Origin of the sequence: Xanthomonas sp. NCPPB 3582, from assembly GCF_041475735.2 — a bacterium.
Lineage (GTDB): Bacteria > Pseudomonadota > Gammaproteobacteria > Xanthomonadales > Xanthomonadaceae > Xanthomonas > Xanthomonas codiaei.
Genome location: NZ_CM192968.1, coordinates 833,857 through 859,286, shown reverse-complemented (window position 1 = coordinate 859,286; position 25,430 = coordinate 833,857). Strand labels below are relative to the sequence as shown.

Sequence of the window (25,430 nt, the reverse complement as noted above, 5' to 3'; positions counted from 1 at the left end):
GCCCATGTTCGGCTACTACTTCACTCTCGCGCTGCGCAGTTTCCGCCGCAACAAGGTCCTCACCGCATTGATGGTGCTGGCCATCGCGCTGGGCATCGGCGCCAGCATGACGACGTTGACGGTGTTCTATGTGTTGTCGGGCGATCCGATCCCGCACAAGAGCGACCGGTTGTTCTACGTGCAGGTCGATGCAGAACCGAAGTCCGGCTATCAGCCGGGAGACGAGCCCGATTACCAGTCCACACGCTTCGACGCCGAAGCGCTGCTGCGTGAGAAGCGCGCCATGCGTCAGGCGATGATGTCAGGCGGAAGTGTCGCGATCGAGCCGCAGCGCAGTGGATTGAGTCCTTTCAAGTTGAACGCTCGTTTCACTTCGGCCGATTTCTTTGCGATGTTCGACGTGCCCTTGCTCTACGGCCAAGCGTGGTCCAGCACAAGCGACGAGCGGCACGAACGTGTCGCGGTGATCAGCAAGTCGCTGAACGAAAAACTGTTCGACGGTGGCAACAGCGTCGGGCGCGAGGTGCGCGTCGACAAGAACACCTTCCGTATCGTCGGCGTCCTGGATACCTGGAAGATCGACCCACGCTTCTACGACATCACCGAAACCTACGGCTCGAACGAACAGCTGTACGTGCCGTTCAGTACGGCGATGGATCTGAAGTTGAGCCACTCCGGTGGGACCAACTGCTACGGCAAGGTCGAAGCTGGCGACTTCAGCGCGCTCAATGCACCCTGCAGCTGGGTGCAGTATTGGGTGGAGCTGGAGAACGCCAAGCAGGCGAGCGACTACAAGGCCTACCTCGAGAACTATTCCGATCAGCAACGTGCCGCCGGGCGCTTTACCCGACCCAACAATGTGCGCCTGCGCAACGTGATGCAGTGGCTGGACCATAACAAGGTGGTTCCCAGCGACGTCCGCCTGCAGCTGTGGCTGGCCATGGGCTTTCTGCTGGTGTGCCTGCTCAACACGGTAGGCCTGTTGCTGGCGAAATTCCTGCGCCGCAGCGGGGAGATCGGCGTGCGGCGTGCGCTTGGAGCATCGCGCGGCGCAATCTTTGCGCAGTGTCTGGTGGAGGCAGGAACCATCGGCCTGGCCGGCGGCATCGGCGGACTTGTGCTGGCGTGGCTGGGGCTGTGGGCCGTGCGTCAGCAACCGGTGGATTATGCCGCGCTGGCGCACCTGGATATCACGATGCTGCTGCTGACGTTCGCCATTGCGATCGCCGCGAGCCTGCTCGCCGGCATTCTGCCGTCCTGGCGCGCCATCCAGGTCGCACCGGCGCTGCAGTTGAAGTCGTCCTGACTCTCCTGCCCGCCGCGCCGCGGCGGGCCACGCTCCCCAAATTCAAGGTCAGCCCATGGACATCCGCCCCATCATCTCCACCTTGCGCCGCCACAAGACTGCGGCCGCATTGATCGTGCTGGAGATCGCACTGGCTTGCGCCATCATCTGCAATTCGCTGTTCCTGATCGGCAATCGCCTGGAGACGCTGCAGACTCCCAGTGGCATCGCCGAAGCGGAGCTGCTCAGCATCCAGCTGGACGGCATCGGTCCGCAGGCCAATGCCGATGCCCGTACCCGGGAGGATCTGGCGGCGCTGCGCGCGGTGCCCGGCGTGCGCAATGCGGTCATCACCAATCAGATTCCCTTCGTCAATTACTCTTCCAATACCTCATTGACACTAACGCCAGAGCAGGAACGCCCCACGCTCAATGCCGCGCAGTATCTGGTCAGCGAAGGCAGCCTGGATACACTCGGAGTGCAGTTGAATGCCGGTCGCGACTTCAGCCCCGAGGAATACATCAGCCAGGAAAAAGCCGATAACGACGATGAAGTCCGCAAGAAGGGCGCGGCGGTCATTCTGACGCAGGGGGCGGCGGACAAGATGTTCCCCGACCACAGTGCGCTCGGCAAGACCATCTACTCCGGCGATGTCCCGTTGCGTATCGTCGGAATCGTGCGCACCCTGGCGCGGCCGAACAATATCAATGGGCTGGCAGCAAAGGACTATGCGATGCTGCTGCCTATCCGTCCACCGTATACCGGTGGGCAATACATGGTACGTGTCACCGATCCTTTGCGTCGGGCGGAAGTGCTGAAGGCGGCAGTAGCGGCCTTGATGAAAGTGGACAACAGCCGGCTGGTGCTCAAGCAAGAGACCTATACCGAAATCCGCGACAAGTACTTCCGCAATGATCGCGCCATGATCTGGCTGCTTGGAGCGGTGTGCATCGCCCTGCTGATCGTGACCGCCCTGGGTATCGTCGGCCTGGCGAGTTTCTGGGTGCAGCAACGCACCAAGCAGATCGGCATCCGCCGTGCACTGGGTGCAACGCGCAGCCAGATCCTGCGCTATTTCCAGATCGAGAATTTCCTGCTCGCCTCGGTCGGCATCGTGCTCGGCATGCTGATGGCCTACTCGATCAACGTCTGGCTGATGGCACGCTATGAATTGCCGCGACTGCCGGCGATCTACCTGCCGATCGGTGCGCTGCTGCTATGGATGCTCGGCCAGCTGGCGGTGTTCTGGCCGGCCCGCCGCGCGGCCGCGGTGCCACCGGCCGTTGCCACGCGCAGTGCATGAGGGGCTGCGCCCCTTCCCGTGCCCTGGTGGCCGGGAAGGGGCGGGGTTTGCCACTATCGGCATCTTGCAGCCACCGTTACGGACCGGATATCCACATGGTCACCTTGTTTGCGACACCGGCACTGATCGTCCTGGCAGCCCTGTGTGTGATCCCGGCCAGCCACGCCAAGGCCGCAACACAGGCGCAAGCGGCAACCTCCACGCCTGGCGGCTCGACCCATGACGCCCTCGTCGTCGAGGACACCAGGCTCAACTGGCGCCACAACGATCAGTTCCTGGAGCTCGTCACCACCGGCGATGGCTTGCTGGTCACCCAGGCCAGCGCCGCGCTGGACCTGCAGTTGCAGCGCGGTGACCGCGTGCGCACGGCAGGGCGGACCCAGATCACCGCGTTGGCGCACTTGCTGGACGCGCTGCGTGCCGCTGCCGGCAACCCCATCACCGTGGAGGTCCTGCGCGATGGTGTCCAGCTGCGCCTGACATGGACAGCGGCAAGCTACGCGCCCTTGCTGCCGCCCACCGTGCCACTGCCGCCCGCGCCACGCTAGCCTGGTCCAGGGGCCGCTGCCGCGGCGCCTGGAGTCCGCCCGCGATATCGGCTGGCAACGTACCGCCGCGCTGGCCGGCGACGCATTGCAGCTCCGCTCTGCACAGTATTCTGTGCCGATCCCCCTTCCGCGCCTTCTTGAGCAACGCGATGCCGCAGATCCTGATCATCGACGACAACACAGCGGTCGCTACCGCGCTGGACGTGCTGTTCTCGCTGCATGACATCGAATCGATGCATGCGTCATCGCCGCAGGCCGGATTGTCGCTACTGGATGCGCAGGCCTTCGATCTGGTGATCCAGGACATGAACTTCACCGCCGACACCACCTCCGGCGAAGAAGGCGAAGCCTTGTTCACCCAGATCCGCCAGCGCCACCCGGACCTGCCGGTCATCCTGCTCACGGCCTGGACGCATCTGGGCAGCGCCGTCGGCCTGGTCAAGGCCGGTGCGGCCGATTACATCGCCAAGCCCTGGGACGACACCAAACTGCTGACCACGGTCAACAACCTGCTGGAACTGTCCGAGGCGCGGCGCGAGCTGCAGCGTCGCCGCGAGCGCGAGCATCGCGGCCGCGAGCAACTCACCCAGCGCTACGACCTGCGCGGCGCGGTGTTCGCCGATCCTGCCAGCGAGCGCGCGATTGCGCTGGCCTGCCAGGTGGCGCGCTCGGACTTGCCGGTGCTGATCACCGGCCCCAACGGCAGCGGCAAGGAGAAGATCGCCGAAATCATCCAGGCCAATTCCGCTGTCAGGCACGGTCCGTTCATCGCGCTCAACTGCGGCGCGCTGCCCGGGGAGTTGATCGAGGCGGAACTGTTCGGCGCCGAGGCCGGTGCCTATACCGGTGCCAACAAGGCGCGCGAAGGCAAGTTCGAAGCCGCCGATGGCGGCACGCTGTTCCTGGACGAGATCGGCAACCTGCCGCTGGCGGGCCAGATGAAACTGCTGCGCGTGCTGGAAACCGGCCGCTACGAGCGGCTGGGTTCCAACCGCGAGCGCCATGCCAAGGTGCGCGTCATCAGCGCCACCAACGCCGATCTGCCAGCGATGATTCGCGACGGCAGCTTTCGCGAGGATCTGTACTACCGCCTCAACACCGTGGAAATCGCCCTGCCTGCACTGGCCGAGCGCCCGGGCGACATCGTTCCCCTGGCCGAGCATTTCCTGGCCGGCGGCAAACCGCTGTCGGCGCAGGCGCGCGATGCGCTGGAGCGGCACGCGTGGCCTGGCAACGTGCGCGAGCTGCGCAATGTGCTGCAACGCGCAGCGCTGCTGGCGCAGGGCGCACGCATCGAAGCTGCGGACCTGAACCTGCCACGCACCGCAGCGCCGCGGCCGTTGGCGCCTGCGGCGGGCGAGCCGGATCGTGCACGCATCGAGCAGGCACTGGCGCGCGCGCAAGGTGTCATCGCACAGGCCGCTGCCGACCTGGGACTGAGCCGACAGGCGCTGTACCGGCGCATGGACCGCTACGGCATCAAGTCGGAATGAGTGTGCATATGTGGCATCGCTCCTTCACGCTCGCGCTATTTTTACGGCTATTGCCGGTGCTGGCACTGGCTGCCGCCCTGCCCTGGTTCATGGCGTACTGGCTGGATCACGGCTGGCAGGTAGCTGCCATTTCGGTCGTCGTGCTGCTGGCCGCGATGTGGTTCAGTCTCACCCGCGCCACCGCGCCGATGCGCTCGCTGTTCCGCGCCCTGGCCGGCACCACCAGCAGTTATCGCGACGGCGAGTACAACTTCGGCGTGTATTGGCGCGGCAACGATGAACTGGCGCAACTGGTCCAGGCGCATGCGGAGCTGGGCGAGGTCCTACGGGCGCAACGGCGCGACCTGGTGCAGCGCGAATTGATGCTGGACACCATGCTGCAGAACACGCCGGTGGCGATGCTGCTCGTCATTGCCGGCGGCGACGGCCTGCGCCGGATCGGCTTTTCCAACAACGCCGCGCGCAAGCTGCTGCACGACGGGCGCAAGCTCGAAGGCCAGCATCTGGACGATGTGCTCCAACGCATGCCCGGCGAACTGCGCGATGCCCTGGCGCGCGGCGGCGATTGCCTGTTCGCGGTGCGCGAAGACGGCGATGACGAAGACGACGAGCAGATCTACCACCTGTCACGGCGCAGCTTTCACCTCAACGGCCGCGGCCACGAGTTGCTGCTGATCCGCACCCTCACCACCGAGTTGCGCCGCCAGGAAGTGCAGACCTGGAAGAAGGTCATCCGCGTGATCAGCCACGAGTTGAACAATTCGCTGGCGCCGATCGCCTCGCTGGCGCATTCGGGCGCGGAGTTGTTGCGGCGCGAACGCACCGATCGCCTGGGCACGGTCTTCGAAACCATCGAAGAACGCGCGCGCCACCTGGAAGGCTTCATCCGCGGCTATGCGCGATTTGCCAAGTTGCCGCAGCCGCAATTGCAGACCATCGCGTGGGCGCCCTTCCTGGAGCGCCTGCGGCAGCAGATCCCGTTCCAGTTGCAGGGCGAGCTGAGCGATGTCGCCAGCCGCATCGATGCCGCGCAGATCGAACAGGCGCTGCTCAATCTTCTCAAGAATGCGCACGAAGCCTGCAGCGAGGCCCAGCCGCCCAACAGCGACGTCGCGGTGCGGGTCACGCGCGTGCCGCAGTGGCTGCGCATCGAAGTGCTCGACCGCGGCAATGGCATGAACGAGGCGGTGCTGCACAACGCGCTGATGCCGTTCTACTCGACCAAGCGCAACGGCACCGGCTTAGGGCTGGCACTGACACGCGAAATCGCCGAAGCGCACGGCGGACGCATTTCGCTCCACAACCGCGAGCACGGCGGCCTGTGCGTGACCTTGCTGTTGCCATCGGCCGCATGAAAGCAGCACCCCACACGCGCCTGCAGAGCGGGTGGGATCGACACGCGTCATTGGTCGCAGCAGACCTTGCACAGCAAACGCCGCCATGTATCCGGTAGGGGACGCGCCGCGGGCGCGGCGGGCTTTCCCGACAACGACAGTGACGCGCGAATGCACGCCTTCGCCATCGATGGGGCTGCAGCGCACTGCATCGTCCACCGCCAGCGCAGCCTACTTCTTGGTGGGCCGCTCCCAGCCTTCGATGACGGTCTGGCGCGCGCGTGTCACGCTGAGCTGGCCTGCGGGTGCATCGCGGGTGATGACCGAGCCGGCGCCGATGGTGGACATGGCGCCGATCTCGACCGGCGCCACCAACGCGCTGTTGGAGCCGACAAAGGCGCCATCGCCGATGGTGGTCTGCGACTTGTTCACGCCATCGTAGTTGCAGGTGATGGTGCCGGCACCGATGTTGACCTTGCTGCCGATGACCGCATCGCCCAGGTAGGTCAGATGGTTGGCCTTGCTGCCCACGCCCATGGTGACCTTCTTGGTCTCGACGAAATTACCGATATGCACGCCGTCGGCCAGCACCGTGCCCGGGCGCAGGCGTGCGAACGGCCCGACCAGCGCCGCGCCTTCGGTAACCACGCCCTCCAGATCGCAATGCGCACGCACCTGCGTGCCGGGGCCGAGGTTGACGTCGCGCAGGCGCACGAACGGGCCGATCACCACGCCGTCGCCCAGCGTCACATCGCCTTCCAGGATCACATCGATATCCAGCTGCACATCCCGGCCCACCTTGACGCTGCCGCGCTGCTCCACGCGCGCCGGGTCGGCCATGCGCACGCCCTCCAGGCACAGCGCGCGCGCCGCGCGTAGCTGCCAGGCGCGCTCGAGCTGGGCAAGCTGCCACGGGTCGTTGGCGCCTTCGACCTCCTGCGGATCGGCCACATGCACCATCTCGGCCGGGGTGAAATCGATAGCGGCGCTGGCGAAGATGTCGGTCAGATAGAACTCGCCCTGCGCATTGTCGTTGGACAGGCCGCTCAACCAGCGGCGCAGCGCGGTGGATTCGGCGGTCACGATGCCGGTATTGATGGTGCGGATGCGCCGCTGCTCGTCGTTGGCATCCTTCTGCTCGACGATCGCGGCCACCTTGCCTTCGGCATCGCGCAGGATGCGTCCGTAGCCGGTGGGGTTGGCCAGTTCGGCGACCAACACCGCCATGCGGCCAGGCGCATGCAGCAACTGCAACAGGCTTTCGCTGCGAATCAGTGGCACGTCGCCGTACAACACCAGCACCGTGGCCGCGTCGGGTACCGCATCCATCGCCTGCTGGACCGCGTGGCCGGTGCCCAGTTGCTGCCGCTGCTCGGCCCAGCGCAGATCCTCCTGCGCGGCGAAGGCCGCACGTACCTGATCGCCGCCGTGCCCGTACACGATATGGATGGCCGCCGGCTGCAATTGCCGTGCAGTGGCGATCACGTGCGCCAGCATCGGCTGGCCCGCCAGCGGCTGCAGCACCTTGGGCAGCGCCGAGCGCATGCGCTTGCCCTCGCCCGCGGCCAGGATCACAACGTGCAGGGGCAAAGTCATCACTACGTTCCGATTGCAAGAAAGACCCGAATTCTAGTCGCAGTGCCGCAACGCGGCGTGGTCGCTGCATGCCATCAACACGCCACGACACGTTTTTAAGCGTCGCGCCCGCTAGGATGGGCGCCCTTTCATCTTGTCCGGCACGCATGAGCCTGTTCCGCCAAGGCAGCCAGTTCACCCTGATCGGCGCGCTGCAGCTGGCCGTGGATTGCGGCATTTTCATTGCCGCCACTGCCGCCGGCATGCCTGCGGTGCCTGCCAACCTGCTCGGACGTGTCAGCGGTGCAGTGCTCGGATTCTGGCTCAACGGCCGCTACACCTTTGCCCATCAGGATGGCGCACGTCTTGGCTGGCAGCGCTTCCGCCGCTTTGCGGTGATGTGGCTGACCTTGACCATCATCAGCACCTGGTTGCTGTCGGCCACGGTCGATCTGCTCGGCCTGCGTCAGGCCTGGCTGGCCAAACCGCTGGTGGAGGGCGGGCTGGCGATTGTGTCGTTCTTTCTGGGCCGGCATGTGGTGTATCGCTGAGGCCAGGCCAGCGATCGCGGCGACCGGCCGCAGGGCACACCCGGCGCGCACTGACCTCTTAGCCTGCCGCGTGCCCCCGCTTTCGACATGGAACGCAGCCTAAGAGGACGCTAGGCGCGGGCAATGTCCTCAGGCCATGTCCAACGCCCGGTCGCCGGCGGCCTTGCAGCTGCGCGCCTGCCGACGTCCGGTCCGACGCCCCTGCACGAAGCGGGGTTTGCCGTGTCGGCGGTGCGGGAAGGAGATGGCACCACGAACGGAAGGGCCAGGCGGCCGTGACCGGAGACTGGTCTACCAACCCAGGCCAGCCGGCCGCACGCAGACCGGTACGCGTCGCTGCATCGCCGGCCCGGGCACATCGCCCACAGCCGGTCGATCGCCGCCGGTTAGATCTGGTTACCCGCCTGCTGGCAGAAGTCGCCCAGGCTGCGCACCAGTGCTGCGCGATGCAGCGCGTCCAGTTGCCATTGCGCGGCGTAGCGCGCAGCCGCACGTGCGGTGCTGGTCGGGCACTCGGGCGCCGCCCGTGCAGGACCTGCGGCGGCCAGTGCATCGAGCAGCTCGCCTTGCAGTTGATCCAGCCGCGTGCGCAAGGTAGCCAGATCCGGCCGCGCGGTCTCCGGAGCGCGGCCGCGCTCGTGCCAATGATTCAGCAGTGCGTATTGCACCGCCTTGTTGGCCTCGATCTGCGCGGCAAAGAAGCGCACCGCGTCATCGGGTTCCAGCCCATGCGCGGAGGCCTGATCGCGCACGCTCAGCAATACCGCCGCCTCGCGCGTCTGATCCAGTACCGGCTTGCCGCTATCCCATTTGCTCAATGCCACCGCATCGCCGATGGCATTGCGCTGCACGATGCGGTCCAGCAGCGGATCCAATGACGGCTGGCTGCGTGCCGGCAACGCGCAGCCCAGCAGCGTCACGGCAAGCGTGGCGGTGATTGCGTAACCGCGAAGGCCTTCGGTCAACCGGGTCATGCAGTGCTCCTCGACTCACAGATGTTGTTTGCCATGGCGCGCCCGATGCGCGGCACGGCGCGGTGGCAGGCAGTGTGCGCGCTCCCGTCCGCCCGATGCGGCCGGCCGCGCAACGGACTCCCCAAAAACGAAAACGTCGGCACGAAGGCCGACGTTTTGGATCCACACCTGGGTGTGGCAGTACCGCTCAATCGCATCGCATGCCCGGCAGCGGGCATGCGCTCGATCAGTGCTTGAGCGTGCGGCGCAGGCGCTCCAGCGCCTGCAGCTGCACCGTCGCCTCGGCCAGCTGACGCTGCGCCTGGGCCACGTCCACGGTCTCGCCACGGTTGGCCAGCAGGCGCTCGGCCTCTTCCTTGACCTTGCGCACGGCGGCTTCGTCGATGTCCTGCGCGCGCACCGCGGTGTCGACCAGCACGGTCACCACCTGCGGCTGCACTTCGAGAATGCCGCCGGAGATGGCGAAGTCCAGCTGTTCGCCGTTGGCGGTGGTCACCACCACCTTGCCCGGCTTCAGGCGGGTGATCAGCGGCGCGTGCTTGGGCGCAATGCCCAGCTCGCCCAACTCGCCGGTGGCCACGACCAGCGTCGCCTCACCGTGGAAGATTTCCTTCTCGGCGCTGACGATGTCGCAACGGATAGTGCTCATGGTGGATGCCTCACGTTGTGAGGCGGGGATTGGGGATTGGGGATTCGGGATTGGCAACCGCGGTTTTCACCATGGTCACTCATCTCGTTTCCGCACCCGCTCACCGCCTTACCTAATCCCGAATCCCGAATGCCAAATCCCGGCTGTTACGCCTTGGCGCTCATCTTGTTGGCTTTCTCGACGGCTTCTTCGATGCTGCCGACCATGTAGAACGCCTGCTCCGGCAAGTGGTCGTACTCGCCATCGCAGATCGCCTTGAAGCCGCGGATGGTGTCCTTCAGCGAGACGTACTTGCCCGGCGAGCCGGTGAACACTTCGGCCACGTGGAAGGGCTGGCTGAAGAAGCGCTCGATCTTGCGGGCGCGCGACACCGACTGCTTGTCTTCTTCGCTCAGCTCGTCCATGCCCAGGATCGCGATGATGTCCTTCAGTTCCTTGTACTTCTGCAAGGTCTGCTGGACGCGCTGGGCGGTGTCGTAATGCTCGTGGCCGATCACCAGCGGGTCCATCTGGCGGCTGGTGGAGTCCAGCGGATCCACCGCCGGGTAGATACCCAGCGAGGCGATGTTACGGCTCAGCGTCACCGTCGAGTCCAGGTGGGCGAAGGTAGTCGCCGGCGACGGGTCGGTCAGGTCGTCCGCAGGCACGTACACCGCCTGGATCGAGGTGATCGAGCCGCTCTTGGTCGAGGTGATGCGTTCCTGCAGCACGCCCATTTCTTCGGCCAGGGTCGGCTGGTAGCCCACTGCCGAGGGCATACGGCCAAGCAGCGCGGACACTTCGGTACCGGCCAGCGTGTAGCGGTAGATGTTGTCCACGAACAGCAGCACGTCCTTGCCCTTGCCGCTGGCGTCCTTCTCGTCGCGGAAGTACTCGGCCATGGTCAGGCCGGTCAGCGCCACGCGCAGACGGTTGCCCGGCGGCTCGTTCATCTGGCCGTACACCATCGCGACCTTGTCCAGGACGTTGGAGTCCTTCATCTCGTGGTAGAAGTCGTTGCCCTCGCGGGTACGCTCGCCCACGCCGGCGAACACGGACAGACCCGAGTGCGCCTTGGCGATGTTGTTGATCAATTCCATCATGTTGACGGTCTTGCCGACGCCGGCGCCGCCGAACAGGCCGACCTTGCCCCCCTTGGCGAACGGGCACATCAGGTCGATCACCTTGATGCCGGTTTCCAGCAGCTCGGTGCTGGAAGACTGGTCTTCATACGACGGCGCGCCGCGGTGGATTTCCCAATGATCTGATGCCTGCACGTCGCCGGCCTCGTCGATCGGGCGGCCCAATACGTCCATGATGCGGCCCAGCGTGCCGGCGCCGACCGGCACCGAGATGGCGCGTTCGGTGTTGGTGGCGACCAGGTTGCGCTTCAGGCCGTCGGTGGAGCCCAGCGCGATCGTGCGCACGACGCCGTCGCCCAGCTGCTGCTGCACTTCCAGGGTGATTTCGGTGCCATCGACCTTGAGCGCGTGATACACCTTCGGCACTTCATTGCGCGGGAATTCGACGTCGACGACCGCGCCGATGATCTGAACGATCTTGCCCTGACTCATTTTGCTGCTCCGGTTAGCTTTGTTCTGTCCGAGTGGCCGATGCCATCTCGTTGAATTTTGTGATTTGGGATTCGTGATTGGGGATTCGCCAAGGCGCAACTCGCTGCGCTCCAACCAATCCCGAATCCCCAATCCCGGCCGTGCTTACACCGCGGCCGCGCCGCTGACGATTTCCGAAATTTCCTGGGTGATCGCCGCCTGGCGCGCCTTGTTGTAGACCAGTTGCAAGGTGCCGATCATCTTGTTGGCATTGTCGCTGGCGGCCTTCATCGCCACCATGCGTGCAGCGTGTTCGGAGGCCACGTTTTCCAGCACCGCCTGGTACACCAGCGACTCGATGTAGCGCGTCATCACGTGCTCCAGCACGGTCGCGGCATCGGGTTCGTACAGGTAGTCCCAATCGTGGTGCGCCACCTTGTGCTCGGCGGCCGGCAGCGGCAGCAGCTGGTCGAAGCTGGCCTTCTGGGTCATGGTGTTCACGAAGCGGTTGTAGACCAGATACACGCGGTCCACCTTGCCCTCGATGTAGGCATCGATCATCACCTTGATCACGCCGATCAGCTGCTCGACCTGCGGGCTGTCGCCCAGGTGGGTCACGCTGCCGACCATGTTGACCTTGACGCGACGGAAGAACGCCGAGGCCTTCTGCCCGATGGTCACCACGTCGATCTCGGCGCCCTTTTCCTGCCACGGACGCACTTCGCCCAGCATCCTGCGGAACAGGTTGTTGTTCAGACCGCCGGCCAGGCCGCGGTCGGACGAGATCACGATGTAGCCGACCCGCTTGACCTGCTCGCGCTCGACCAGGAACGGGTGCTGGAAATCGGTGCTGGCCTGCGCCAGATGTCCGATCACCTGCTTCATCGCCTGCGCATAGGGACGCGAGGTCTTCATGCGGTCCTGCGCCTTGCGGATCTTGGAGGCCGAGACCATTTCGAGCGCGCGCGTCACCTTGCGGGTGTTCTGCACGCTCTTGATCTTGGTTTTGATTTCGCGTCCGCCTGCCATACTCGCTCGCTTCGCTCGCTTAGTGGGATTCGGGAATCGGGATTCGGGATTGGCTAACGCCTCCCTACCTCACCGCTTCCGAGAACCCCGGATGCCTAACTTCTGGGAATGAAAGGCGAGGACTCGGTATCAGCCAACGCCCCGAACCACCGCTCCTACGAATCCCGAATGCCCAATCCCAAATCCCGGCGCCCTTACCAGCTGCCCGTGGTCTTGAACTCTGCGATGCCCTTCTTGAACGCGGCCTCGATGTCGTTGTCCCAACCGCCGGTGCTGTTGATCTTGTTGACCAACTCGCCCTGGGTGTTGGCGAAGTGGGCGTGCAGGCCTTCTTCGAACGCCAGCAGCTTGTTGACCGGCACGTCGTCGAGGTAGCCCTCGTTGACGGCATAGATCGACAGCGCCTGGTTGGCGATGGACATCGGCGCGTACTGCTTCTGCTTCATCAGCTCGGTGACGCGCTGACCGCGCTCGAGCTGCTTGCGGGTGGCTTCGTCCAGGTCCGAGGCGAACTGCGCGAATGCCGCCAGCTCGCGGTACTGCGCCAGCGAGATACGGATGCCGCCGGACAGCTTCTTGATGATCTTGGTCTGGGCCGCACCACCGACGCGCGAGACCGAGATACCGGCGTTGACGGCCGGACGGATACCGGCGTTGAACAGGTCGGTTTCCAGGAAGATCTGGCCGTCGGTGATCGAGATCACGTTGGTCGGCACGAACGCGGACACGTCGCCGGCCTGCGTTTCGATGATCGGCAGCGCGGTCAGCGAGCCGGTCTTGCCGGTCACCGCACCGTTGGTGAACTTCTCCACGTACTCCTCGGACACGCGCGCGGCGCGCTCCAGCAGGCGGGAGTGCAGGTAGAACACGTCGCCCGGATAGGCTTCGCGGCCCGGCGGACGCTTGAGCAGCAGCGAGATCTGGCGGTAGGCCACGGCCTGCTTGGACAGATCGTCGTACACGATCAGCGCGTCTTCGCCGCGGTCCATGAAGTATTCGCCCATGGTGCAGCCGGCGTACGGGCTGATGTACTGCATCGCAGCCGACTCGGACGCGGTCGCGGCCACCACCACGGTGTGCGCCAGCGCGCCGTTCTCTTCGAGCTTGCGCACGATGTTGGCAACGGTCGAGGCCTTCTGCCCGATCGCCACGTACACGCACTTGATGCCGGTGCCCTTCTGGTTGATCACCGCATCGATCGCCAGCGCGGTCTTGCCGGTCTGGCGGTCGCCGATGACCAGCTCGCGCTGGCCACGGCCGATCGGGATCATCGCATCGACCGACTTGTAGCCGGTCTGCACCGGCTGGTCGACCGACTTGCGCCAGATCACGCCCGGCGCAACACGCTCCACCGGTGCGGTCTGGGTCGCGCCCAGCGGGCCCTTGCCGTCGATCGGCTCGCCCAGTGCGTTGACCACGCGACCCAGCAGCTCTGGACCCACCGGCACTTCCAGGATGCGACCGGTGGTCTTGGCCACGTCGCCTTCGCGCAGGTTCTCGTAGTCGCCCAGCACCACCGCGCCAACCGAATCGCGCTCCAGGTTCAACGCCAGGGCGAAGGTGTTGTTGGGCAGTTCGATCATTTCGCCCTGCATCACGTCGGCCAGGCCGAAGATGCGCACGATGCCGTCGGACACGCTGGTCACGGAGCCTTCGTTGCGCGACTCCGCGGACAGCTTCACCGTCTCGATGCGGGTCTTGATCAGGTCGCTGATTTCGGAGGGGTTGAGCGTGGTTGCCATCGTTCAGTCCTAGGTGCCGGCCGCGAGGGCCGTGCGTTTATGTGAATTCAGTGGGCGAGCGAGCTTTGCAGACGCGCAAGCTTGCCCTTCAGCGAGCCGTCGATGACCACGTCGCCGGTGTCGATCACCGCGCCGCCGATCAGCGAAGCATCCACCGCGGTGGTGATGTCCACCTCGCGGCCAAAGCGTTTCTTCAGTGCTACCGCAATCGTGTCCAGCTCGGCCGGGCTCATCTCGCTGGCCGAGGTCACCGTGGCCTTGACCACGTGTTCGGCTTCGGCGCGCAGCTGTTCGTACAGCCCAGCCACTTCCGGCAGCAGCGACAGCCGCTGCGCATCGGCCAGCAGGCCGAGGAAACGCAGATAGTCTTCGCCGGCCTGCGGCGGCGCCAGCAACGTCACCGCCTGGTCCGGGCGCAGCGCCGGGTTGAGCAGCAGCGCGGCCACGCGCGGGTCGCCGGCCACCTGCGCCGAGAACGCCAGCGCATCGGACCAGGGCGCGAAGCTGCCGCCCTCACGCGCGATCGCAAACGCGGCACGGCCGTAGGGACGGGCAAGTGTGAGGGCCTGACTCATCGATCAAATCTCCGCCGCCAGCTCGTCGAGCAGCGCCTTGTGGGCGTTGGCGTCGATTTCGCGCTTGAGCAGCTTCTCGGCGCCGCTCACCGCCAGCACCGAGACCTGCTTGCGCAGTTCTTCGCGGGCACGGGTGGCAGAGGCGTCGATTTCGGTCTGGGCCAGCTCCTTCTGACGGTTGGCTTCGGCAATTGCCTCCAGCTTGGCCGCTTCGATGATCTGGTTGGCGCGCGCGTGGGCCTGATCGATGATCTCGTTGGCCTTGGTGCGTGCGTCCTTCAATGCTTCGTTGACCTTTTCCTGCGCCTGCGCCAGATCCTTCTGACTACGATCGGCAGCAGCCAGACCTTCGGCGATCTTTTGCTGACGCTCTTCGATCGCCTGCAGCAGCGGCGGCCAGATCTTGGTCGCGACGATCCAGATCAGACCGGCGAAGGCCAGCGCCTGGGCAAAGATGGTAAGGGTGATATCCATGGGTCGCTCAATCGCTGTTTAGGGGTGAAAGCGCCGCCGCACGGGCAACGCTTTCCGACCTTCATCCGCGGAGGCAACCGCAACGGCTGCCTCCACATCCTGCAACCGCTGGATCAGCCGGCGGCCTGCGACAGACGCTCGATGAACACCTGGGCCAGCGGGTTGGCGAAGGCGAACAGCAGGCCGACAGCGACGCTGATGATGAACGCGGCGTCGATCAGGCCGGCGGTGATGAACATGCGCACCTGCAGCACCGGGATCAGTTCCGGCTGGCGTGCAGCCGATTCCAGGAACTTGCCAGCCATGATGGCCAGACCGAGGCCGGCACCCAGCGCGGCCAGGCCGATCATGATGCCGACGGCGAGGACGGTGGAGCTCTGGACTTGAGCGAGGTTGGTCAGGACGGCGAGGTACATGGTGATCTCCGAACGAAAGTTTCTAAGGGTGATGGATGAACCGGGATGAAGCGTATGAAGGGTGCAACGAAACTCAGTGACTGTCTTCCGACAGGCTCAGGTACACGATCGACAGCATCATGAAAATGAAGGCCTGCAACGGAATCACCAACAGGTGGAACAGCATCCAGCCAAGGCCGAATACGCCGCCAGCGACCATGCCGGCGATGCCCGCACCGCCCAGCACCCAGATCAGCAGGAAGACGATCTCGCCGCCGAACATGTTGCCGAACAGTCGCATCGCCAACGAAATCGGCTTGCTCAGCCATTCGACGATGTTCAGGAGCAGGTTGAACGGCATCATCCACTTGCCGAACGGCGCCGTCAGGAATTCCTTGGTCATGCCGCCCACGCCCTTGGAGCGCAGCGAGAAGAAGATCATCAGGAAGAACACGCTGATCGACATGCCCAAGGTGGCATTGACGTCGGCGGTCGGCACCGGCTTCCAGGCGTGGATGCCTGCCCAGCCCAGCGGGATGGCGATGAAGTCGGCCGGGATCATCTTGATGAGGTTCATCAACAGGATCCAGAAGAAGATGGTGATCGCGATGGGGGTCACCAGCTTGCTGGTGCCGTGATAGGTGTCCTTGGCCTGCCGGTCGACGAACTCCAGGCAGATCTCCACGAAGGCCTGCCACTTGCCCGGAACACCGGCGGTGGCCTTGCGGGTCGCGGTCCAGAACGCCAGCACCATGACCAGGCCCATCAGCACGGCCATGATCAGCGTATCGAGGTGGATGGTCCAGAACGTACCGCCACCCTCGCGAACCGGATAGATCAGGTTCTGCAGGTGGTGCTGGATATAGGAGGTAGGTGTTGCTGCCTCGCCCGCCATGTGTACGTAGCCCTTTTAGTTCGGATCAACGCCTGGCCAGAGCCAGAACCTGAAAAATCAGCCCGATGGCGATACCTGCCAACAGAGCCAGAGGGGGCAGCCGCCACAGGCCGAAGCCAAGCGCCAGCGCCACGAAAACCAACACCCACTTCAACACCATCGCCAGGATCAGCCGGACCATGGCAATGCCGGCCGCCTGGATACCGCCCCCGAGCGCGGTACGTGCCGCAACCCAACCACCCAGTACCGTCGCAAACCCGGTCAGTGCCAGACCGGCAGAGTAACCGGGACCGACCAGCAGCAACCCCAGACTGGTTATAGCTACGGCGGCAAGCGGATATACCGCAGCGCGCAGCATCAACCGCCGACCCGCGTCAACGGAGTTCAGCACTACGGTTACCTTAGGTGTGAATGAGTGGGAAGCGCAGTTGCGCCTCGTCGAGCCGCGAAAGTATAGCAATGGGACAAATTGCGAGACAACCGGGGGAAGTCATAACTTGCTGCGGCGCACCAAGTGGACGTCGCAGCAACCGGCGGGAACTTTGCCACAAACCGGCGGTCGTAACCCGCGAGGCCTGCACATCCTCGTCGAAAGGTGGCACCGCAGGCCGCGTCTGGGAGCCCTGGGAGACCGGGGCTCCTGCTTTTTACGCAATGTCGCGCGCCGCGACCTTCCCACCGACGGGCCAATCCGCTGCAGCGCATGATCGTTTGCGCTCCGCAGGTGCCGTGCACCCGTTCTGGCCGCGCGCATTCAGCCGACCAGGTTGCGCAATCTGCATGATTGACCGTACTGCGCGGTATGCGCTGACGCACACTTTGCAGGTGCCAGACGGCGCGTCAGAAACAGGGTCATCGGTGTGCGATGCCCATGCCTGTTGACGATGCGGACCGTTTTGTCCGATTGCTATGTCTGCCTTCACGGGTGTGCGACGAGGCCTTCACTTTTGGAAGACGCCGGCTTATCGATAGTGCGCGCCACTGGCTCAACGGCCTGACCATTCCAAGAATTCGGAGCTCCCATGAAACACCTCCTCGCACTGGCGATCCCGTGCGTGCTGGCCGTCGCCTATGTCGCGCCCGTACACGCCGAAGACACCGATGACCGCTTCCAGCTCCGCCTCGGTGCAATGAATGTCGACAACGACAACACCATCCGCGGCAACACGCTGCTGGCCGGCAACAACGTTTCGGTCAACGAAGACTTCAAGCTGGGCGGCAAGGAATGGGAGCCGCGCGTGGATGGCGTGTTCCGCATCAGCACCCGTCAGCGCCTGATCTTCGACTACTTCAAGTACGACAAGGATCGCCGCGAGACCCTGACCCAGGACCTGAGCGCCGGTGGCGTCACCGTGCCGTCCGGTAGCTTCATCAAGGGCGAGCTGAAGTATCAGGTGGCCACTCTGGTGTACGACTACTCGGTGATCGATTCGCCGGAATTCAGCCTGGGCCTGCAGATCGGCGCCGAATACGCCAAGGTCGAGGCCAATGCCTACGCCGACCTGGGCAGCGTGTTCAGCGGCGACGTGGTGGACGAAAGCGAAGACGGCGCTGCGCCGGTGGTGGGCATCCGCTTCACCGCGCGTCCGAGCGAGCACTGGCTGTTCAATGTGCAGGGCCAGTACCTCAACACCAGCTGGGGCGATTTCGGCGATTACGAAGGCGATCTGAGCCGTGCCAACGCGATGGCCGAATACCGCTTCACCAAGAACTTCGGCATCTTCGCCGGCTACGACTGGTTCAAGCTCGACGTCGACCAGCGCGGCAGCGACGGCCTGATCGGCCTGAAGCAGGAATTCAAGGGCCCGGTGGCAGGCGTGACCTTCGCGTTCTGATCCACGCATCCACGTTGTACCAACGACGCCCCGCCTCGCGCGGGGCGTTGTCGTTTGAGCGCTGCAGGCATCACGTCAGGGGCAGGTGCAGCGACTGACGCCAGCAGCCGTTGCATGCCGGGACGCCGAGGCAGGCGCCGCTTCGGCAATGGCCGCAGCATTTCCCGCCGAATGTGTCGCTGCGCGGGTGCCAACGGCGGTAGCGTCGCCTGCAGCGTGGGAGGCAGCGGGCTCACTCCGCCACGCGCTGGCCACCCTTGATCACGTCCTGCACGCGCGTCAACACGCTCACATCCTGCAATGGATCGCCATCGACCGCGATCAGGTCTGCGTAGCGTCCCGGCACCACGGCGCCGACATCGGCGCTGCGTCCCAGCGCGTCGGCAGCGTCCACCGTGGCGGCGCGAATCGCCTCCAGCGGGGTCATGCCCCACTCCACCATCTTGGCGAACTGGCGTGCGTTGTCGCCATTGGGGTACACCCCGCCATCGCTGCCGAACACCAGCTTGACGCCGGCCGCATGCGCGGCGCGAAAGGTCTCGCGTTGCTTGCGGCCGACCTGCCGTTCCTTCTCCAGTGACTCGGCGAACAATCCGTTCTTCTCGCCTTCGGCCAGGATGTAGTCGTCTTTGTAGATGTCCATCGAGAACCAGGTACCATGCGCCTTGGCGAGCTTGAACGACTCGGCGTCGGCCAGGCTGGCGTGTTCGATGGTGTCGGCACCGGCACGGATCGCATCGTTGATGCCAGACCTGCCGTGCGCATGCACGGCGACCTTCAGGCCCAGCCGGTGCGCCTCGTCCACCAGCGCACGCATTTCCTCCAGGCTGTATTGCTGCCCGCCCACGCTGTCGGTCTTGGACAACACGCCACCGGTGCCGCAGAACTTGATCACTTCGGCGCCGTACTTGCGCAGCGTGCGCACCGCGGCGCGGATCGCGTCCGGCCCGTCGGCAACGCCGGGGCCGGTGACGGTGACCGACGGCGGAAACTCGGTGGCGTCGCAATGCCCACCGGTCGCGCCGATGCCGTAGGTGGCCGGCACGATGCGCGGGCCGGGCACGGTGCCGCGTTCGATCGCCTGCTTGAGCGCGACATCATCATAGTGGAGCGAGCCGACGTTGCGCACGGTGGTGAAGCCGGCGCGCAGCGTCTTTGCCGCATTGGCCACGCCGACCACGGTCCAGAAGTTGTCGGTGAATTCCAGGCCCTTGTAGCCGCCCAGGGTGGGATCCACGGTGAGATGCACATGCATGTCGATCAGGCCCGGCAACAGCGTGCACGTGCCCAGATCGATGCGCTGCGCCTGCGCCGGCAGCGGATCGCCCTGCCGACCGACGCGGGTGATGCGGCCGGCGACCACTTCGATCTGCGGCGCCTGCACATAGCGGCCGGCCTGCACGTCCAGCAGGCGCGCGGCGGTGATCACGGTGGTCTGTGCCTGCGCAGCCCACGACGCACACAGGCAGCTGGCAACGGCGAGCAACGCCGGCAAACGCATCTTCGACATCTGGGTCGTCCCTGAGGTGCGAACGGGGTGTCCGCGCACCGATGGTGCAAGCGCGCTGCGGGCTGCGCAAGCGCCAGATGCGCGATCTCGCACGAGGGCGTCGCCTTGCGCGGTGGCGGCGCCCCTGTCGAACGCGCGAGCGATGCGATGTCGCCACGCACCAGTCTGCCCCGCCTGCCAGATGCGCTGCGGAATCGGCCTGCCGCGGATCGCCCTGTCGACGCATGCCATCAAGCGCAGCCGCCAGTCCACGTGGCCACATGGCACTGCGTACCGCGCACGAGTACCGGAAAAAATCCGCGCACGCAGACACACCGCGTGCGCCCAGGCGTCGCCCACGGCGCGAACCGCACGACACTGTCCATGGCCGCGGCGATAACGCGCCCCTGCGCCCATAACGACGACGCCCCGCGCGAGGCGGGGCGTGGTTGGCAGCGCCGCGTGTGCGGTGCCTACTTCTTCTTCGGAATGTACAGGTCGGTGATGGTGCCGTCGTAGACCTCGGCCGCCATACCGACCGACTCGCTCAGGGTCGGGTGCGCATGGATGGTGTGGCCGATGTCTTCGGCCTCGGCGCCCATCTCGATGGCAAGACCAATCTCGGCCAGCAGGTCACCGGCATGCACGCCGACGATCGCACCACCGATGACGCGATGGGTGTCCTCGTCGAAGATCAGCTTGGTGAAGCCTTCGGTGCGGCCGATGCCGATCGCGCGGCCGCTGGCGGCCCACGGGAACTTGGCCACGCCGACCTTCAGGCCCTTGGACTTGGCTTCGGTCTCGGTGACGCCGACCCAGGCGATTTCCGGGTTGGTGTACGCCACCGACGGGATCACCCGCGCCACCCATTCCTTCTTCTCGCCGGCAGCCACTTCGGCGGCCAGCTTGCCTTCGTGGGTGGCCTTGTGCGCCAGCATCGGGTTACCGACGATGTCGCCGATGGCGAAGATGTGCGGCACATTGGTGCGCATCTGCCGATCCACCGGAATGAAGCCACGTTCGGTGACGGTGACACCGGCCTTGTCCGCACCGATCTTCTTGCCGTTGGGCGAGCGGCCCACGGCGACCAGCACGCGATCATAGGTGGTCGCATCCAACGCCGGCTTCTCGCCCTCGGCGGCTGCTTCGAAACCAACGGTGATGCCCTTCTTGTCGGCCTTGACGTCGGTGGCCTTGGTCTTGAGATGGACCTCGACGCCCTGCTTCTTCAAACGATCGGCCAACGGCTTGACCAGGTCCTTGTCGGCGCCCGGCATCAGTTGATCCATGAACTCGACCACGGTGACCTTGCTGCCCAGCGCGCTGTACACCGTGGCCATTTCCAGGCCGATGATGCCGCCGCCGACCACCAGCAGGCTCTTGGGGATGTCTTGCAGTTCCAGCGCGTCGGTGGAATCCATCACGCGCTTGTCGTCCCACGGGAAGTTGGGCAGCTTCACCGCCTGCGAGCCGGCGGCGATGATGCAGTGCTCGAAGCGCAGCAACTGGGTCTTGCCGTCGTCGCCGACGATCTCCAGTTCGTTGGGCGAGACGAACGTTGCCACGCCGGTGACGGTGCGCACCTTGCGCTGCTTGGCCATGCTGGCCAGCCCGCCGGTCAGCTTGCCGACCACTTTTTCCTTGTACTCGCGCAGCTTGTCCAGGGTGATCTTGGGCTGGCCGAAGTCCACGCCGAAGTCGCCGGCATGGGCCACTTCATCGATCACCGCAGCGGCATGCAGCAGCGCCTTGGACGGAATGCAGCCGACGTTGAGGCAGACCCCGCCCAGGCTGGCGTAGCGCTCGATCAGCACCGTGTCCAGGCCCAGGTCGGCGGCGCGGAAGGCAGCGGTGTAGCCACCGGGGCCGGCGCCGAGCACCACCATCTTGCATTCGATATCGGCGGCCTTGCCGCTGGCCAGCGCCGGCTTGGGCGCGGCCGGTTCGGCCGGAGCGCGGTGCGATGGGGTCACTGGCGGCTTGCTGCCGGGTGCGGCGGTCGCGGGGGCCGCAGCAGGCGCAGCGGCCTTGGTCTCGGCCTTGGCCGGCGCAGCGGCCTCGCCTTCGGTTTCCAGCAGCAGCACCACCGCCCCTTCGGACAGGGTGTCGCCAATCTTGACCTTGAGTTCCTTGACCACGCCGGCAGCCGAGGACGGCACTTCCAGCGTGGCCTTGTCCGACTCCAGCGTCACCAGGCCCTGGTCCTTGGCCACGCTGTCGCCGACGGCGACCAGCACTTCGATGACGGGGACATCGCTGTAATCGCCGATGTCGGGAACCTTGATTTCAATGACCGCCATTTGCTTCTCCTGTAGCTCAACCGGCCGTGCCGGCAAGCGCCTGCTGGAGTTCATCCAGCGACGATTCGATTTGGGTCCAGCGCTTGTCGCGCTTCTTTTCCTTGCCTTCGCTGGCCTCGATCAGCAGCGCGGCCTGCTGCAATAGCAGCTCGCCGGCACCGCAGCTCGGGCGGGCGCCGCTGTAGCGCACGCCTTCGACCTGGAACGAGATCACCTCGCCTTCGGTGACCGGTGCGGTGCGGCCAGTGGGAGCCAGCTGGGTCAAGGCAGTGGTCCAGTTGCTGACCAGGCGCCTGGCCAGGGCGGCCGGAATGGGGATCTCGACCGTTTCCGGCGTCTGTTCGGTGCGGAACTGCACGCTGCCGCGGCCAGCCTCGCTGAGCCAGCTGTAGACGCGCTCGTCGGCGCGGCTATGCCGCAGGGTCCAGTCGGCGCCTTCCTTGCCCGGTACCAGCGACACGCCGCTTTCCACGCCGCGCACGGGCAGCGTCAACAGCGCAAGCGCCGGCTTGCTGCCGCCATCGAGCAGGGTGGTGACGGCGGTGCCGTAATTGCCCACCGCCGGCGGCCAGCCGCGCCCCAGGGTGCTGTCGCACTCGCGTGCGACCGCGCCGGCCCATGGCAGCACGCCGAGCACGGCGATCGTCAGCAATGTGCGCCTCACAGCAGGACGCGACGCATGTCGGCCAGCACCTGGCTGAGGTAGGTGGTGAAGCGGGCCGCCAGCGCGCCGTCGATGACGCGGTGGTCGTAGCTCAGCGACAGCGGCAGCATCAGCTTGGGCGCGAATTCCTTGCCGTTCCACACCGGCTGGATCGCCGACTTGGACACGCCCAGGATCGCCACTTCCGGCGCATTGATGATCGGGGTGAACGCAGTGCCGCCGATGCCGCCCAGCGAGCTGATCGAGAAGCAGCCACCGCTCATGTCGGCCGGGCCCAGCTTGCCGTCGCGCGCCTTCTTGGCCAGCTCACCGCTTTCCTGGGCGATCTGCAACACGCCCTTCTTGTCGACGTCGCGGATCACCGGCACGACCAGGCCGTTCGGGGTGTCGGCGGCGAAGCCGATGTGGAAGTACTTCTTCAGGGTGAGGTTTTCACCGGCCGCATCGAGCGAGGCATTGAACTCGGGGAACTTCTTCAGCGCCGCGGCGCTGGCCTTGACCAGGAAGGCGAGCATGGTGAGCTTGATGCCCGCCTTCTCGTTCTCCTTGTTCAGCGCCACGCGCAGCGCTTCTAGGTCGGTGATGTCGGCCTGTTCGAACTGGGTGACGTGCGGAATCATCGCCCAGTTGCGCGCCAGGTTGGCGCCGGAAATCTTCTTGATGCGCGACAGCGGCTGGGTTTCGGTCTCGCCGAACTTGCTGAAGTCCACCTTCGGCCAGGCCAGCAGGTTCAGGCCATTGCCACCGCCGGCTGCTGCACCGCCGGCTGCGGCCGGTGCGCCGCCAGTCAGGGCGGCCTTGACGTAGCGCTGCACGTCTTCGCGGGTGATGCGGCCGCCCTTTTCGCTGCCCTTGAGCTGGTTCAGGTCCACGCCCAGCTCGCGCGCGAACACGCGCACCACCGGGCTGGCATAGGCCACCTTGGACGGCAGCACGCTGTCGGCATCGAAGGTCACCGGCGGGCTGGACGGGCTGCCGGCCGACGGCTGGCCACCTTGCGTCACGGCGCCGGAGCGGCCGCCCTGCACCTGCGCGATCTCGCGCTGGGCCAGCTTGTCCGGCTCGGCCGGCACGGCGACCGGTTCCACCTTGTCGGCGGTTTCGGCGGTTTCGGTGCTGGCCTTGGCCGGCGCTTGCGCTGCGCCGGCGCCGCCATCGCTGGCGGCGATGATCGCCACCACGTTGCCCTGCGAGAGGGTGTCGCCGACCTTGACCTTGAGTTCCTTGACCACGCCGGCGGCCGAGGACGGCACTTCCATCGTGGCCTTGTCCGATTCCAGCGTGACCAGGCTCTGGTCCTTGGCAACGGTATCGCCCACGGCCACCAGCACTTCGATCACCGGGATGTCGGTGTAGTCGCCGATATCGGGCACGCGCGCCTCGACCAGGCCACCGTCGGATGCGGCGGGCTTGGCGGCGGCCGGTTCGGCCTTGGCGGCCGGCGCCGGGGCGGCAGCAGGGGCGGCCTTGGCCGGCGCAGCGGCAGGCGCTGGCTTGGCGGCAGTGTCGGCGCCAGCATCGGCCACTTCGATCAATGCCACCAGGGCGCCCTGCGACAGCGAATCGCCGACCTTGACCTTGAGTTCCTTGACCACGCCGGCCACCGACGACGGCACTTCCATGGTGGCCTTGTCCGATTCCAGCGTGACCAGGCTCTGGTCCTTGCTGACCGTATCGCCGACCGACACCAGCACCTCGATTACCGGGACGTCGCTGTAGTCACCGATATCGGGGACAAGTGCTTCCTTGATTTCGGCCATACGGGGAACTCCGGCAACAGATGGGGAAACCCCTATTGTGGCCGGCCACGGGCCGCAGCGCCAACCATTGCCGATGAAAAGATCGCTTGCCGGGCGGAATGCAGTGTCTGCATACGCGGTTGCAGGATCATTTCGACGCGCGTCGATCCACCTGCAACAGCTGCAATGGCGCACCCGATGGCAGACGATACGCCAGCGCATTGTCCAGCGCATCCAGCGCCTCGACCTGGGTGCACAGCTGCTGCGCGCGCGGCCGCAATGCGCGTGCCTGCGGCTCGACCAGGCGCTCGATGCGCTGTTCCAGGCCATCGAGCGAGCGCAGCCGCTCCGCGTTTCCGGTCAGCGCCGATTGCACTGCGCCGGCAACCACATCGCCGATCAGCTGCGGCAAGAGTTCGGCGACCAGTGCACCGATGTCGTCATCGACGTCGATGGCAGTGAGCTGACTGTTGGCAAAACTCTGCTGCAAACGCAGATCGATCTTCTCGCGCACGCCGGTCAGCTGCGTGCGCGTCGCCTCCGGATCACGACTGAAGCCGGCGGCCACCTCGCCCAGTGCGGTGATCGCGATATCGGCAGCCTCGCGCCCGACCTGCTGCGCCAACGGCACCACCTCGCGGGTCTGCCGTTCGAAACGGATCAGCCGATCGCGATCGTCCGCGCTCAGCGCCACCCAGGCATCGTCGACGAACAAAGCGCCCTGGCGCAGCACCAGCCGCCGCGGCGCATCCGCGTCGCGGATGAAAATGACGCTGCGCGCAGACAGGGTGAGGTCGTAGTCGCTGCTGACATTGCAGTGCAACTCGTCGGCCATTGCCACCGGCATCGCACCGGCCATGCCCAGCAACACGGCCGTTGCTCCCGCCAGCGTACGCCCGATCGTCATGTCGCCACTCCCTTGGATGCCGGGTGCAGCATGGGCGCGGGCGCCGCACATCACCATGTGCCGGAGGCTGGCATGACTTCTGGCGGCCGGAGCATCGCCGATGACATGGCGATAGGCGCGGCTGCAGGCCCTGCATGGCCGA

General features: G+C 65.6%; 23 protein-coding genes. 7 read left to right on the top strand and 16 right to left on the bottom strand.

All coding sequences use genetic code 11. From position 1 onward, the window contains the following. The first annotated feature begins 4 nt into the window (after positions 1–4). The 5 genes from ACCQ05_RS03670 to ACCQ05_RS03650 all read left to right on the top strand — a co-directional run bounded on the left by ACCQ05_RS03670 (position 5) and on the right by ACCQ05_RS03650 (position 5,984). Positions 5–1,306 carry an ABC transporter permease gene (locus ACCQ05_RS03670; RefSeq protein ID WP_372392960.1) on the top strand — a complete coding sequence of 434 codons (1,302 nt, stop codon included), beginning with the start codon at positions 5–7 and terminating at the stop codon, positions 1,304–1,306. A 55-nt stretch (positions 1,307–1,361) separates the two neighbouring features. Next, the gene (locus tag ACCQ05_RS03665; protein WP_372392959.1) at positions 1,362–2,588 is read left to right on the top strand and encodes an ABC transporter permease; all 1,227 of its coding nucleotides are present in this window, start codon (positions 1,362–1,364) and stop codon (positions 2,586–2,588) included. A gap of 275 nt (positions 2,589–2,863) precedes the next feature. Then, positions 2,864–3,136: a hypothetical protein gene (locus ACCQ05_RS03660; RefSeq protein WP_372393915.1), complete on the top strand. Its 273-nt coding sequence runs from the start codon at positions 2,864–2,866 to the stop codon at positions 3,134–3,136. Between the two features lie 149 nt (positions 3,137–3,285). Continuing rightward, positions 3,286–4,629 (top strand): sigma-54-dependent transcriptional regulator, encoded by a 1,344-nt coding sequence (locus tag ACCQ05_RS03655; RefSeq protein ID WP_228963031.1) that lies wholly within the window; start codon positions 3,286–3,288, stop codon positions 4,627–4,629. A gap of 8 nt (positions 4,630–4,637) precedes the next feature. Then, positions 4,638–5,984, top strand: coding sequence for a sensor histidine kinase (locus ACCQ05_RS03650; RefSeq protein WP_228963030.1), 1,347 nt, complete (start codon positions 4,638–4,640; stop codon positions 5,982–5,984). Positions 5,985–6,194: 210 nt separating this feature from the next. Here ACCQ05_RS03650 and glmU read toward each other — a convergent pair whose 3' ends face one another. Beyond that, positions 6,195–7,559, bottom strand: a complete 1,365-nt coding sequence (glmU, locus tag ACCQ05_RS03645) for a bifunctional UDP-N-acetylglucosamine diphosphorylase/glucosamine-1-phosphate N-acetyltransferase GlmU (protein ID WP_228963029.1) — start codon at positions 7,557–7,559, stop codon at positions 6,195–6,197. A gap of 146 nt (positions 7,560–7,705) precedes the next feature. On the opposite strand from glmU, the gene ACCQ05_RS03640 reads away from it, so the two are divergent. Continuing rightward, positions 7,706–8,089, top strand: coding sequence for a GtrA family protein (locus tag ACCQ05_RS03640; protein WP_104540777.1), 384 nt, complete (start codon positions 7,706–7,708; stop codon positions 8,087–8,089). 386 nt (positions 8,090–8,475) lie between these two features. Here the strand turns inward: ACCQ05_RS03640 and ACCQ05_RS03635 are convergent, their stop codons facing one another. The 10 genes from ACCQ05_RS03635 to ACCQ05_RS03590 all read right to left on the bottom strand — a co-directional run bounded on the left by ACCQ05_RS03635 (position 8,476) and on the right by ACCQ05_RS03590 (position 16,745). Next, the gene (locus ACCQ05_RS03635; RefSeq protein ID WP_372392958.1) at positions 8,476–9,063 is read right to left on the bottom strand and encodes a chorismate mutase; all 588 of its coding nucleotides are present in this window, start codon (positions 9,061–9,063) and stop codon (positions 8,476–8,478) included. A gap of 226 nt (positions 9,064–9,289) precedes the next feature. After that, a complete protein-coding gene (locus tag ACCQ05_RS03630; protein ID WP_372392957.1) occupies positions 9,290–9,712 on the bottom strand; it encodes a F0F1 ATP synthase subunit epsilon in 423 nt (140 codons plus the stop codon). A 146-nt stretch (positions 9,713–9,858) separates the two neighbouring features. Further along, positions 9,859–11,265 (bottom strand): F0F1 ATP synthase subunit beta, encoded by a 1,407-nt coding sequence (atpD, locus tag ACCQ05_RS03625; protein WP_003484008.1) that lies wholly within the window; start codon positions 11,263–11,265, stop codon positions 9,859–9,861. 144 nt (positions 11,266–11,409) lie between these two features. After that, the gene (atpG, locus tag ACCQ05_RS03620; RefSeq protein WP_228963026.1) at positions 11,410–12,273 is read right to left on the bottom strand and encodes a F0F1 ATP synthase subunit gamma; all 864 of its coding nucleotides are present in this window, start codon (positions 12,271–12,273) and stop codon (positions 11,410–11,412) included. A 194-nt stretch (positions 12,274–12,467) separates the two neighbouring features. Then, positions 12,468–14,015, bottom strand: coding sequence for a F0F1 ATP synthase subunit alpha (gene atpA / locus ACCQ05_RS03615; RefSeq protein WP_228330936.1), 1,548 nt, complete (start codon positions 14,013–14,015; stop codon positions 12,468–12,470). 47 nt (positions 14,016–14,062) lie between these two features. Then, complete coding sequence (locus ACCQ05_RS03610) at positions 14,063–14,590, bottom strand: F0F1 ATP synthase subunit delta (RefSeq protein ID WP_228330935.1); 528 nt, start codon at positions 14,588–14,590, stop codon at positions 14,063–14,065. 3 nt (positions 14,591–14,593) lie between these two features. Then, a complete protein-coding gene (locus ACCQ05_RS03605; protein ID WP_053502091.1) occupies positions 14,594–15,064 on the bottom strand; it encodes a F0F1 ATP synthase subunit B in 471 nt (156 codons plus the stop codon). A 113-nt stretch (positions 15,065–15,177) separates the two neighbouring features. After that, positions 15,178–15,480, bottom strand: coding sequence for a F0F1 ATP synthase subunit C (gene atpE / locus ACCQ05_RS03600; protein WP_002814105.1), 303 nt, complete (start codon positions 15,478–15,480; stop codon positions 15,178–15,180). 73 nt (positions 15,481–15,553) lie between these two features. Beyond that, positions 15,554–16,354: a F0F1 ATP synthase subunit A gene (gene atpB / locus ACCQ05_RS03595; RefSeq protein ID WP_104540770.1), complete on the bottom strand. Its 801-nt coding sequence runs from the start codon at positions 16,352–16,354 to the stop codon at positions 15,554–15,556. 25 nt (positions 16,355–16,379) lie between these two features. Continuing rightward, entirely contained in the window at positions 16,380–16,745 is a 366-nt protein-coding gene (locus tag ACCQ05_RS03590) for a hypothetical protein (RefSeq protein ID WP_104535274.1), read from the bottom strand. A gap of 631 nt (positions 16,746–17,376) precedes the next feature. On the opposite strand from ACCQ05_RS03590, the gene ACCQ05_RS03585 reads away from it, so the two are divergent. Next, on the top strand, positions 17,377–18,189 hold the full coding sequence (locus tag ACCQ05_RS03585) for a hypothetical protein (protein ID WP_228963022.1): 813 nt from the start codon (positions 17,377–17,379) through the stop codon (positions 18,187–18,189). Between the two features lie 232 nt (positions 18,190–18,421). Here ACCQ05_RS03585 and ACCQ05_RS03580 read toward each other — a convergent pair whose 3' ends face one another. The 5 genes from ACCQ05_RS03580 to ACCQ05_RS03560 form a co-directional block, all read right to left on the bottom strand. Next, positions 18,422–19,699: a Xaa-Pro dipeptidase gene (locus tag ACCQ05_RS03580; RefSeq protein WP_372392956.1), complete on the bottom strand. Its 1,278-nt coding sequence runs from the start codon at positions 19,697–19,699 to the stop codon at positions 18,422–18,424. Between the two features lie 452 nt (positions 19,700–20,151). After that, positions 20,152–21,978: a dihydrolipoyl dehydrogenase gene (lpdA, locus tag ACCQ05_RS03575; protein WP_372392955.1), complete on the bottom strand. Its 1,827-nt coding sequence runs from the start codon at positions 21,976–21,978 to the stop codon at positions 20,152–20,154. 16 nt (positions 21,979–21,994) lie between these two features. Continuing rightward, on the bottom strand, positions 21,995–22,642 hold the full coding sequence (locus tag ACCQ05_RS03570) for a hypothetical protein (RefSeq protein ID WP_372392954.1): 648 nt from the start codon (positions 22,640–22,642) through the stop codon (positions 21,995–21,997). Continuing rightward, positions 22,639–24,402, bottom strand: coding sequence for a dihydrolipoyllysine-residue acetyltransferase (locus tag ACCQ05_RS03565; protein ID WP_228963018.1), 1,764 nt, complete (start codon positions 24,400–24,402; stop codon positions 22,639–22,641). The genes ACCQ05_RS03570 and ACCQ05_RS03565 overlap by 4 nt, the downstream gene beginning before the upstream one ends. Positions 24,403–24,529: 127 nt before the next feature. After that, positions 24,530–25,288, bottom strand: a complete 759-nt coding sequence (locus ACCQ05_RS03560; RefSeq protein WP_372360310.1) for a DUF2884 family protein — start codon at positions 25,286–25,288, stop codon at positions 24,530–24,532. Positions 25,289–25,430: the final 142 nt, after the last annotated feature.

Bases quoted from the DNA above. Each gene is read 5' to 3' on its own strand.
- ACCQ05_RS03610 (WP_228330935.1), bottom strand. From the start codon at position 14,590: ATGAGTCAGGCCCTCACACTTGCCCGTCCCTACGGCCGTGCCGCGTTT.
- atpD (WP_003484008.1), bottom strand. From the start codon at position 11,265: ATGAGTCAGGGCAAGATCGTTCAGATCATCGGCGCGGTCGTCGACGTC.
- ACCQ05_RS03635 (WP_372392958.1), bottom strand. From the start codon at position 9,063: ATGACCCGGTTGACCGAAGGCCTTCGCGGTTACGCAATCACCGCCACG.
- atpG (WP_228963026.1), bottom strand. From the start codon at position 12,273: ATGGCAGGCGGACGCGAAATCAAAACCAAGATCAAGAGCGTGCAGAAC.
- ACCQ05_RS03655 (WP_228963031.1), top strand. From the start codon at position 3,286: ATGCCGCAGATCCTGATCATCGACGACAACACAGCGGTCGCTACCGCG.
- atpA (WP_228330936.1), bottom strand. From the start codon at position 14,015: ATGGCAACCACGCTCAACCCCTCCGAAATCAGCGACCTGATCAAGACC.
- ACCQ05_RS03630 (WP_372392957.1), bottom strand. From the start codon at position 9,712: ATGAGCACTATCCGTTGCGACATCGTCAGCGCCGAGAAGGAAATCTTC.
- atpB (WP_104540770.1), bottom strand. From the start codon at position 16,354: ATGGCGGGCGAGGCAGCAACACCTACCTCCTATATCCAGCACCACCTG.
- ACCQ05_RS03565 (WP_228963018.1), bottom strand. From the start codon at position 24,402: ATGGCCGAAATCAAGGAAGCACTTGTCCCCGATATCGGTGACTACAGC.
- ACCQ05_RS03605 (WP_053502091.1), bottom strand. From the start codon at position 15,064: ATGGATATCACCCTTACCATCTTTGCCCAGGCGCTGGCCTTCGCCGGT.
- ACCQ05_RS03665 (WP_372392959.1), top strand. From the start codon at position 1,362: ATGGACATCCGCCCCATCATCTCCACCTTGCGCCGCCACAAGACTGCG.
- ACCQ05_RS03560 (WP_372360310.1), bottom strand. From the start codon at position 25,288: ATGACGATCGGGCGTACGCTGGCGGGAGCAACGGCCGTGTTGCTGGGC.
- ACCQ05_RS03650 (WP_228963030.1), top strand. From the start codon at position 4,638: ATGTGGCATCGCTCCTTCACGCTCGCGCTATTTTTACGGCTATTGCCG.
- ACCQ05_RS03640 (WP_104540777.1), top strand. From the start codon at position 7,706: ATGAGCCTGTTCCGCCAAGGCAGCCAGTTCACCCTGATCGGCGCGCTG.
- atpE (WP_002814105.1), bottom strand. From the start codon at position 15,480: ATGTACCTCGCCGTCCTGACCAACCTCGCTCAAGTCCAGAGCTCCACC.
- ACCQ05_RS03585 (WP_228963022.1), top strand. From the start codon at position 17,377: ATGAAACACCTCCTCGCACTGGCGATCCCGTGCGTGCTGGCCGTCGCC.
- ACCQ05_RS03670 (WP_372392960.1), top strand. From the start codon at position 5: ATGTTCGGCTACTACTTCACTCTCGCGCTGCGCAGTTTCCGCCGCAAC.
- glmU (WP_228963029.1), bottom strand. From the start codon at position 7,559: ATGACTTTGCCCCTGCACGTTGTGATCCTGGCCGCGGGCGAGGGCAAG.
- lpdA (WP_372392955.1), bottom strand. From the start codon at position 21,978: ATGGCGGTCATTGAAATCAAGGTTCCCGACATCGGCGATTACAGCGAT.
- ACCQ05_RS03580 (WP_372392956.1), bottom strand. From the start codon at position 19,699: ATGTCGAAGATGCGTTTGCCGGCGTTGCTCGCCGTTGCCAGCTGCCTG.